Origin of the sequence: Streptomyces sp. NPDC058955, from assembly GCF_042741435.1 — a bacterium.
Classification (GTDB): domain Bacteria; phylum Actinomycetota; class Actinomycetes; order Streptomycetales; family Streptomycetaceae; genus Streptomyces.
On the sequence record NZ_JBHYKM010000068.1, the window covers coordinates 33,158 to 41,525 of the forward strand.

An 8,368-nucleotide genomic window follows, 5' to 3' on the forward strand; every position below is an offset into this window, starting at 1 on the left:
ACAGTTCCCCCACGCCGTGCTCGTGCCCGCCCACCCCCCCGGGCGCCCCCGGCCCCCTCACCCTCCGCCTCCTCGTACCCGCCCACGGGCGCCGCGCCCGCGGCGCCGCCCCGCGGGCCCGCCGCGCCGAGTCCCCGGGCGCCGCCGGTGACGACGATCGTCCTGCCGCGCAGGGCGTCCGTGCCGCGGCCGGTCACGCGCGGTCGCCCGCGATGTCGTTGACGGCCAGCCAGCTGAACGTCATGGCGGGGCCGATGGTCGCGCCGGGCCCCGGGTAGGTCTCGCCCATGACGGCGGACGAGACGTTGCCGGAGGCGTACAGGCCGGGGATGACGGTGCCGTCCTCGCGCAGCACCCGGGCGGTCGCGTCGGTGACGAGGCCGCCCTTGGTGCCGATGTCGCCGGGGTGGACGGGGATCGCGTGGAAGGGGCCCTTCTCCAGCGGCGCCAGATTGGGATTGGGCAGCGTCGGGTCGCCGTAGTAGCGGTCGTAGACGCTGTCGCCGCGGTGGAAGTCCTCGTCCCTGCCCGCCCGCGCGAAGCCGTTGAAGCGGTCCACGGTGGCGCGCAGCCGCTCCGGGGCGGCGCCGATGAGCGGGGCCAGCTCCTCCACGGTCGGGGCCTCCTTGACGAAGCCGCTCTCCCGCCACGGGCGGGGGAACGCCTGGCCGGGGAAGAGCCCCATGAAGAGGTAGCGGGACCTGGCGGTGGCGTCGAGGATCAGCCAGGACGGTACGGCGGTGGCGCCGCCGCGGGCCTGGTGGGCGTACATGGCGTCGACGAACTCGTGGTACGGGGCGGCCTCGTTGGCGTACCGCTCCCCCGCCGAGTCGACGATCACCATGCCGGGGATCCCCCGGTCGGCGACGAGGAAGAACGGCTTTCCGTCCGGGGGCACGACGGTCGGCGCGCCCCACACGCGGTCCATCAGGTCGAGGGCGGCGCCGAGGGCGAGGGCCGGTTCCAGGGCGTCGCCCGTCTGTCCCTCGGCGGCGGCGCTCCAGTCGGTGGAGGTGGGGCCGGGGAGGTACTTCTCGCGCAGCGCCTGGTCGTGGGAGAAGCCGCCGGAGGCGAGGACCACGCCGCCGGTGGCGCGGACGGCGAGGTCGCGGCCGTCGCGGCGGATCCGGATCCCGGTGACCCGGCCGTACTCCTCGATCAGGCCGGTCATCGGCGCCGAGAGCCAGAGCTCGCCGCCGAGCAGGTCGAGCGAGTGCCGCATGCGGGCGATCAGGGCCTCGCCGAGGGAGACCGGCTTGCGCCGGGTGAGCAGGGCCTTGGCGGCCCGGGCGCCGACCTTGACGGCGGTGCGGCGGCCGGCCCAGGTGCGGCCGACCATGTTGAGGTCGTGGAAGTCCTTCGAGGTGATGGTGAGCCCGTACGTGGGCAGGCCGGCGCGGCGCATGGTGGCGCGCCGCCCGGGGGCGAGCGTGGTGAGGTCGAAGACCTGCGGTTCGATGGAGCGGCCCTGCGGACAGCCGCCGAGGCGCTCCGGATAGTAGTCGGAGTAGCCGGGGGTGTACATGAAGCGGACGGCGGTCCGGTCGTGGAACTCCCGGACCATGCGCGGTCCGTGGACGAGGTAGGCGTCCTTGCGGTCGCCGGTGACCCGGTCGCCGACGGTGGCGTCGAGGTAGGCGCGGGCCTTCTCGGGGGTGTCGCCGAGCCCGGCCTGGTCGAGGTGGAAGTTGTTCGGCACCCAGATGGCGCCGCCGGACAGGGCGGTCGAGCCGCCGTAGGCGCCGGTCTTCTCGACGACGAGGGCGGTCAGTCCGCGCAGCCGGGCGGTGAGGGCGGCGGCCAGGCCGGCGGAGCCGGAGCCGACCACCACCACGTCGTAGGTGTGGTCCCACGGGGTGTCCAACGCTTGCTCCTTAGAGGGTGGGTCGGCGGCCGGTGACGAGGGCGTCGGTGAGGACGGGGGCGTCGTCGCGGTCGGCGGCGGTGGCGGTCAACAGGTGGCCGTCGCCGGTGGACCAGACGCGCAGCCGCAGGGTCTCGCCGGGGAAGAAGACCCCGGCGAAGCGGGTGCGGCAGCCGGTGACGGCGCCGGCGTCGCCGTCGTACAGCCGGTCGGTGACGGCCTTGACGGCCATGCCGAAGGTGCACAGGCCGTGCAGGACGGGCCGGTCGTAGCCGGCCCTCCGGGCGGTCGCCGGGTCGGCGTGCAGCGGGTTCCGGTCGCCGGTGAGCCGGTAGAGCAGGGCCTGCTGGCGGAGGGTGGGCAGCTCCAGGACCAGGTCGGGTGCCCGGTCCGGGGCGGGCAGCCGGCGGGACGGGCCGCGGTCGCCGCCGAAGCCGCCCTCGCCGCGGACGAAGATCTCGTTGCGCTGGGTGAGGAGGGGTGCGCCGTCCTCGCCGAGGAGGGTGGACTCCTGGACGAGGACGGCGGCACGCCCCTTGTCGTACACGTCGGTCACCCGGGTGACGGCGGTGGCGCGGGCAGCGGCGGGCAGCGGCCGGTGCACGGTGATCTCCTGGCCGCCGTGCAGGACGGCGGCCAGGTCGATGTCGATCCCGGGGTGGTCGAAGACCTGGAAGCCGACTCCCCCGGTGCCGCCCGCGACGACACCGAAGGTGGGCAGGACGGTCGGGCCCCGCTCGTGGCCCTCGTAGACGTACCGCAGTTCGCGCGGGTCGGTCTCGGGGACGCCCGCGCCGAGCGCCAGGTGGTACAGGCGCACGGCGTGGGCGTCCCAGTGGGCCTCGGTGCGCACCGGGGGCGCGGCCTTGGCCTTCTCGGGGTCGAGGGGCATCAGAACGCCCCGACGGCGTAGCGGCTGCGGTAGAAGAGCAGCGGTCTGCGGTCCTCGCCGGCGTCGAGGGCGGTGACGTGGGCGGTGACGAGGTGGTGGTCGCCGGCCTCGTACACCTCGTGCAGCTCGCACTCGACGAAGGCGAGCGCCCCGTCGATCCGTACGGTGCCGTGCTCGCCGACGCTCCAGGGCACGCCGGCGAACTTGTCGGGGCCGCTGCGGCCGAGGGCGGCGCAGGTGGTCCGCTGGTCCTCGGCGAGGATGTTGACGCAGAAGCGGCCGGCCCGTTCGATCCTCGGCCAGCTGCTGGAGGACCGGCCGACGGCGAGCATGACGAGCGGGGGGTCGAGGGAGAGGGAGGCGAAGGACTGGCAGGCGAAGCCGGCGGGTTCGCCGCCGTCGAGCGCCGCCACCACCGTGATGCCGCTGGCGAAGCGTCCGAGGACGTCGCGGAAGACCGCGGGGTCGATCAGCCGTTCCACCGGTGGCCCCAGACGCTGTCGGCGGTGATCTCCTTGGCGACCCAGGTGGCGGGGTCGACGACGAGGCCGTCCCAGCCGTACTCGACCTGGAAGCCGCCGGGGGCCTGGGCGTAGAAGGAGACCATGCGGTCGTTGGTGTGGCGGCCGAGGCTGGAGGCGATGGGGATGCCGGCCGCCTGCATGCGGTCGAGGCCGAGGCCGACGTCGTCGAGGGTCTCCAGCTCCACCATGAAGTGGACGATGCCGGGAGGCAGGGCGCCCGGGTAGAGGCCGAGGCTGTGGTGGCGGCGGTTGGGGCTGAGGAAGTGCATCCAGTGGAAGTCGCGCTGCTCGGCGGCGGTGGGGACGGCCTGCGGGGGCAGCCGCATGGAGTCGCGGAGCTGGAAGCCGAGGAGCTTCTCGTAGAAGTCGAGGGCGGCCTCGATGTCGGGCACGGGCAGGACGACGTGGCCGAGGCCGAGGTCGCCGGTGACGAAGCGGTTGCCGTACGGGGTGGCGAGCGGGGTGTGGTCCTGGGCCTGGCCCCAGTAGAGCTCCAGCGGGTTGCCGCACGGGTCCGTCAGGTGGACGAGGCCCTGGACGCGGCGCTCGGCGAGCTCGGCGGCGTCGGCGGCCTTGACGGCGACCCCGGCCGCCTCCAGCGCGGCGGTCGCCTCGGCGAGCGCGGTGGCGTTCGCGAGCTCCCAGCCGGCGGCGAGCAGCCGGTCGCTGTCGCCGGCCTGGATCGCGAGGCGGTGGGCGCGGTCGTCGAGGCGGAGCAGCAGGGTGGTGTCGGTGGAGCCGGGGGCCTCGGCCATGCCGAGGATGTCGAGGGTGTAGCGCCGCCACTCGTCGAGGCGGGTGGTCTCCAGGCGCAGGTAGCCGAGTGCGCGAATGTCCATGGTGGGCACCTCTTCGGTGAAGGGTCTCAGTGGGTGAAGAAGTCGACGGCGAGGCGGTTGAACTCGTCGGCCCGCTCGGTCTGGGCCCAGTGGCCGCAGTGCGGGAAGACGTGCAGCCGGGCGTCGGGGATCGTCTTCAGGGCGACGAGGGCGCCGTCGAGGGGGTTGACGCGGTCCTCGCGGCCCCAGGTGAGCAGCACGGGGCTGGTGATCCGGTGGGCCTCGCGCCAGAGCAGGGTGGCCTCGGCCCAGGCGGGGTTGGCGAAGGAGGCGGCCATGCGGGCGGTGCCGAGGCGGGTGTCGGGGTCGGTGGCGGAGGCCCACCGTTCCTCGACGAGCGCGTCGGTGACGACGGACTGGTCGTGGGCCATGACGGAGAGGAAGGCGCGGAGCTGGTCCTTCGTCGGCTCGGGCGCGGCGTTGAACTCGAAGAGCCGCTTGATGCCTTCGGTCGGGTCCGGGGCGAAGAGGTTGACGGAGACGCCGCCGGGGCCCATGAGGAGGAGCTTGCCGGCCTTCTCGGGGTGGTCGAGGGCGATCCGGACGGCGGTGCCGCCGCCGAGCGAGTTGCCGACGAAGTGGGCGCGGGCGATGCCGAGTTCGTCCATGAGGGCGGCGACGGCACGGGCGCTGTAGCTGAAGTAGTCCCGGTCGAGCTCCGGCTTGTCGGAGCGGCCGTAGCAGGGCTGGTCGACGAGGAGGGTGCGGAACTCCCGGGCGAAGACGGGGAGGTTGCCGCCGAAGTTGCTCCAGCCGGAGGCGCCGGGGCCGCCACCGTGCAGCATGATGACGACGGGGGCGTCGGGCCGGTCGGCGGGGGCGGCCTCGTGGTAGTGCAGGGTGAGTCCGGCCGCCTTGACGGTGCGGGAGGTCGATGCGGGGGTGAGCTCGGTCATCTGCGGCACCTCTCAGGCCATGGTGTCTTGGATCTCGATGCCGAGGGCGCACTGCCCGTACATGACGAGGGCGCGCTCGGGGTCGTTGGCGGCGTGCCCGCGGCCGGTGTGGGCGTCGCGCCAGGCGCGCTGGACCGGTCCGGGGCCGGTGCGCATGGCGTTGCCGCCGGCGTTCTCCATGAGCAGGTCGATCGCGGCGACCGCGCGTTCGGTGGCGAGCACCTGGTCGCGGCGGGTGCGGGTGCGCAGTTCCATGGGGATCGCCTCGCCGCGCCCGGCGAGGGCGTACATGGCGCCGATGTTGCGGGTGAGCTGGAGCCAGGCGGCGTCGATGTCGCTGGCGGCGCGGGCGATGCGGACCTGGGCGAAGGGGTCCTCGGCGACCTGCTGTCCGTAGGAGACGCGGAACCGCCTGCGGGTGGCCTCGGCGTAGGAGTCGTAGGCGCCCTCGGCGATGCCGACGATCGGGGTGGCGATGGTGGTGGTGAAGACGCCGGCGTACGGCAGCCGGTAGACCGGTTCGGGGTTGACCGCGTGGCCGGGCACGTCCAGGGCGGTGACGGGGCCGAAGCTGAGGGCGCGGTGCTCGGGGACGAAGACGTCGTCGACGACGATGTCGTTGCTGCCCGTGCCGCGCAGTCCGACGGTGTCCCAGACGTCGTCCACGCGGTAGTCGGAGCGGGGGATCAGGAAGGTGCGCATGTCGACCGGGTTGCCCTCGGCGTCGGTGACGAGGCAGCCGAGGAGGACCCAGCGGGCGTGGTCGCAGCCGGAGGAGAAGTGCCAGCGGCCGGAGAGGCGGAAGCCGCCGTCGGCCGCGGCGGCCTTGCCGGTGGGGGCGTACGAGGAGGCGATGCGGGTCTTGGGGTCCTCGCCCCACACCTCCTGCTGGGCGCGCGGGTCGAAGAGGGCGACGTGCCAGGGGTGGACGCCGACCACGGAGGCGACCCAGCCGGTCGAACCGCAGGCCCTGGCGATCTCCTTGACGGCCGTGTAGAAGGCGACGGGGTCGGCGGCGCGGCCGCCGAAGGCCTTCGGCTGGAGGAGCTGGAAGAAGCCGGTGTCCTCCAGTTCCTTGACGGAGGCGTCGGGCACGCGGCGCAGTTCCTCGGCCTCGGCGGCGCGTTCGCGCAGGACGGGGGCGAGGTCGCGGACGGCTGCCAGGACGTCGTCGGCCATGGGGGCATCCCCTTTCGGGTCGTGGTGGGGGAATGCCAGGACCGTACGGGGAGCCGCCGCCGGGGTGAACGCGCTGCTCCCACTGAGCGGGAAGGCGGCGCGCGGGGTTCAGAGCATGGGGTCGTGGACGTCGAGGCCGACGGCGGCGCGGCCGAAGAGGGTGAGGGCGCGGTCGACGTCGTTGGCGGCCTGGCCGCGGCCGGTGTGGAGGTCGCGCCAGGCGCGGGCGAGGACGTCGCCGTCGCTGCGCAGGGGGCCGCCGGCGGTGTTCTCGCGCAGCAGGTCGACGGCGGTGAGGGCGCGTTCGGTGGCGAGGACCTGGTCCCGGCGGGCGCGGGCGCGCAGGGCGGTGGAGGGGTCGCCGCCGGCGCGGGCCACCGCGTACAGCTCGGCGGTGTTGCGGGCGAGCTGGAGCCGGGCGGCGTCGATCTCGCCGGCCGCGCGGGCGATGCGGACCTGGGCGAAGGGGTCCTCGGCGACGCGCCGGCCGTGCGGGAGCGCGGGGTGGCTGCGGGCGGTGTCGACGTGGTGGTCGTAGGCGCCTTCGGCGATGCCGACCATGACGGTGGAGACGGTGGTGGTGAAGAGGGCCGCGTAGGGCATCCGGTAGAGGGGTTCGGGGTTGGCCGCGTGTCCGGGGCAGCGGAGGGTGGTGACGGGGCCGTAGCCGAGGCTGCGGTGCTCGGGGACGAAGGCGTCGCCGACGACGATGTCGTTGCTGCCGCTGCCGCGCAGGCCGACGGTGTCCCAGACGTCGTCGACCCGGTAGTCGGTCCGGGGGACGAGGAAGGTCCGCAGGTCCAGCGGGTGGCCGTCGGCGTCGCTGACGAGTCCGCCGAGGAGGGCCCAGCGGGCGTGGTCGGCGCCGGCCGCGAAGTGCCAGCGTCCGGTGAGCCGGTAGCCGCCGTCGACGGGGGTGACGGTGCCGGTGGGGGCGTGCGAGGAGCAGATCAGGGCGGTGTCGTCGTCCGCCCACAGGTCGTCCTGGGCGCGGGGGTCGAGCTGGGCGGCGTACCAGGGGTGGACGCCGAGGACGGCGGTGGCCCAGCCGGTGGAGCCGCAGGCCCTGGCGATCTCGTGGACGGCGGCGTGGAAGACGTCGGGGGCGGCGGCGAGGCCGCCGTGGGCCCGGGGCCGCAGCAGCCGGAAGAACCCGGTGCGCTGCAGTTCCTCGATGGAGGCGTCGGGGACGCGGCGCAGTTCCTCGGCCTCGTCGGCGCGGGCGCGCAGGGCGGGGGCGAGGGCCCGGACGGCGGTGAGGACGTCGTGGTCGCGCATGGGGTGCCTCTCGGATCCGGGGTCCGGATCGTGGGCTCGTCCGGGGTGACGAGAGGGAACCTACGCGTTACCGTTCCGAGACGGAACACCCTCTTCCCCGTACCCGCGCCGCTCTGGCACGCTCCACGCAATACCGGAGATTACGGACGCGGCCGGGCTCTCGCCCCGTCGCGCCGTCCGTGTGGGAGGTGTCGATGACGACGCATGCCGCCGAGCGGGTCGAGCCCGAGGCCATGGTTCCGCCGCTGTCGCTGCTGGAGAAGGCGGCGAAGGTGCTCGGCGCGTTCCAGAGCGGCGGACCGCGCCTGACGCTCACCGAGGTCGTGCAGCGGTCCGGGATCCGGCGGTCGTCCGCGCACCGCATCCTGGACCAGCTGGTGCAGCTGCGCTGGCTGGAGCGGGAGGGCCGGGACTACCGGCTGGGCATGGGCATGCTGGAGCTCGGCGCGATGGCGTCGCACCACAACCGGCTGCGCCGGGCGGCCCTCCCCCATCTGCACGCCCTGCACGAGGCGACCGGGCATCTGGTGCACCTCACCGTGCTCGACGGCGCCGAGGTGGTCTATCTGGAGCGGATCGGCGGCTCGGACGACTCGGGCGTGCCGTCGCGGACCGGCGGCCGGCAGCCGGCGTACTGCACCGCGTCGGGCAAGGCGATCCTGGCGTTCAGCGACGCGCCGGTGGTGGAGCAGGTGATACGGAACGGGCTGCGGCCCCGCACGCCCCGGACGATCACCCGCCCCGAGCCGTTCCGGGCCGAGCTGGCGCTGGTCCGGGAGCGCGGGGTGGCCTTCGACCAGGAGGAGGGCTTCCGGGGCGTCTTCTGCGTGGCGGCGCCCGCGGGCCGCGCGGGGGGGGGGGTGGTCGCGCCGCCGCGGCCGCGCGCCGCCCGCCCC

Annotated in this window: 8 protein-coding genes; 1 reads left to right on the forward strand and 7 read right to left on the reverse strand. The window is 74.6% G+C overall.

Annotated elements, in window-relative coordinates:
• Positions 1 to 193 precede the first annotated feature (193 nt).
• The 7 genes from ACFW1I_RS24065 to hsaA (ACFW1I_RS24095) all read right to left on the reverse strand — a co-directional run bounded on the left by ACFW1I_RS24065 (position 194) and on the right by hsaA (ACFW1I_RS24095) (position 7,472).
• Positions 194 to 1,864, reverse strand: a complete 1,671-nt coding sequence (locus ACFW1I_RS24065; protein ID WP_384673380.1) for an FAD-dependent oxidoreductase — start codon at positions 1,862 to 1,864, stop codon at positions 194 to 196.
• Positions 1,865 to 1,874: 10 nt separating this feature from the next.
• Entirely contained in the window at positions 1,875 to 2,756 is an 882-nt protein-coding gene (locus tag ACFW1I_RS24070; protein ID WP_384673382.1) for a MaoC/PaaZ C-terminal domain-containing protein, read from the reverse strand.
• Positions 2,756 to 3,238 (reverse strand): flavin reductase family protein, encoded by a 483-nt coding sequence (locus tag ACFW1I_RS24075; protein ID WP_384673385.1) that lies wholly within the window; start codon positions 3,236 to 3,238, stop codon positions 2,756 to 2,758. Before ACFW1I_RS24075 ends, ACFW1I_RS24070 begins: the two co-directional genes overlap by 1 nt.
• On the reverse strand, positions 3,226 to 4,119 hold the full coding sequence (locus ACFW1I_RS24080) for a VOC family protein (protein ID WP_384673388.1): 894 nt from the start codon (positions 4,117 to 4,119) through the stop codon (positions 3,226 to 3,228). The genes ACFW1I_RS24075 and ACFW1I_RS24080 overlap by 13 nt, the downstream gene beginning before the upstream one ends.
• 26 nt (positions 4,120 to 4,145) lie before the next feature.
• Positions 4,146 to 5,015: a 4,5:9,10-diseco-3-hydroxy-5,9,17-trioxoandrosta-1(10),2-diene-4-oate hydrolase gene (gene hsaD, locus ACFW1I_RS24085; protein ID WP_384673391.1), complete on the reverse strand. Its 870-nt coding sequence runs from the start codon at positions 5,013 to 5,015 to the stop codon at positions 4,146 to 4,148.
• A gap of 12 nt (positions 5,016 to 5,027) precedes the next feature.
• Entirely contained in the window at positions 5,028 to 6,194 is a 1,167-nt protein-coding gene (hsaA, locus tag ACFW1I_RS24090; RefSeq protein WP_384673394.1) for a 3-hydroxy-9,10-secoandrosta-1,3,5(10)-triene-9,17-dione monooxygenase oxygenase subunit, read from the reverse strand.
• A 108-nt stretch (positions 6,195 to 6,302) separates the two neighbouring features.
• Positions 6,303 to 7,472, reverse strand: a complete 1,170-nt coding sequence (gene hsaA, locus ACFW1I_RS24095) for a 3-hydroxy-9,10-secoandrosta-1,3,5(10)-triene-9,17-dione monooxygenase oxygenase subunit (RefSeq protein WP_384673397.1) — start codon at positions 7,470 to 7,472, stop codon at positions 6,303 to 6,305.
• Positions 7,473 to 7,666: 194 nt separating this feature from the next.
• Here hsaA (ACFW1I_RS24095) and ACFW1I_RS24100 point away from each other — a divergent pair.
• Positions 7,667 to 8,368, forward strand: a 702-nt coding sequence (locus tag ACFW1I_RS24100; protein WP_384673400.1) for an IclR family transcriptional regulator, incomplete at its 3' end; no start/stop codon positions are given.